This window comes from Lysobacter sp. TAB13, assembly GCF_052113885.1.
Classification (GTDB): domain Bacteria; phylum Pseudomonadota; class Gammaproteobacteria; order Xanthomonadales; family Xanthomonadaceae; genus Lysobacter; species Lysobacter gummosus.
In genome coordinates, this window is sequence record NZ_JBFRDR010000049.1 from 1 (window position 1) to 1,232 (window position 1,232).

Consider the following 1,232-nt stretch of genomic DNA (forward strand, 5'->3'; position numbering starts at 1 on the left):
TATCACATGCCGGTGGCCTTGCAACTGAGCGGCGAACTCGACCGGGCGGCGCTGCAGAACAGCCTGAACAGAATCGTCGCCCGCCACGAAAACCTGCGTACCCGCTTCGTCAGCCAGTCCGGCGCTCCGGTGCAAGTGATCGATCCGGCCGATACCGGCTTCGTCCTGGTCGATCACGACTTGAGCGATCTGACCGCCGACGCGCAAGCTTCGGCCGTAGCCACGCAAAGCCGCGAAGAAGCCCGCGCCCCGTTCGATCTGGCCCAAGGCCCGTTGATTCGCGGTCGCTTGTTGCGACTGAGCGAGCACGAACATGTGCTGCTGGTGACCCAGCATCACATCGTCTCCGACGGCTGGTCGATCGGCGTGCTGGTGCAGGAAGTCAGCGCGTTGTACGACGCGTATCGCCAGGGTCAACCCGATCCACTGCCGCCGTTGCCGATCCAGTACGCCGATTACGCCGCGTGGCAACGCGGCTGGCTGCAGGGCGAGACCCTGCAGCGTCAAAGCAATTACTGGCGCGACCAGTTGCAAGGCGCCCCGGCGGTGCTGGAACTGCCGACCGACCGGCCGCGCCCAGCGTTGCAGAGCTACGCCGGCGACCGCGTCCCGGTCCGCCTGTCGGCTGAGCTGAGCGCACAGCTGCGGACCTTGTCGCAGCGTCACGGCACGACCGTCTTCATGACCCTGCTGGCCGGCTGGTCGGTGCTGCTGTCGCGCCTGAGCGGCCAATCCGATGTCGTCGTCGGCAGCCCGGTAGCCAATCGTCAGCGCAGCGAGCTGGAACCGCTGATCGGCTTCTTCGTCAACACCTTGGCGCTGCGCGTCGATCTGCACGACGCGCCGAGCGTGGCCGACCTGCTTGCACAGGTAAAAGCCACGACCCTGGCCGCCTACGAACACCAGGATCTGCCCTTCGAACAAGTCGTCGAAGCCGTGCAGCCAGCGCGCAGCATGAGCCACAGCCCGCTGTTCCAGGCGCTGCTGAGCTTGAATAACACTCCCGACGGCGGCGGCCTGCAACTGCACGGCCTGACTCTGTCGCAACTCGACAGCGGTCAGCAGACGGCTCAGTTCGATCTGGCCCTGTCGCTGAACGACAACGGCACCGCCCTGAGCGGCAGCATCGCCTACGCCAGCGATCTGTTCGACCGTATCACCGTCGAACGGATGATGGATCACTGGACGACCTTGCTGACGGCGATGGTCGCCGACGATTCGGCCTCGGTCGC

General features: G+C 65.6%; 1 protein-coding gene. It reads left to right on the forward strand.

Translation table 11 applies throughout. The features are described from left to right. Positions 1–1,232 (forward strand): condensation domain-containing protein (locus AB4Y92_RS25030; protein ID WP_441822080.1); only part of this gene is annotated, 1,232 nt, incomplete at both ends.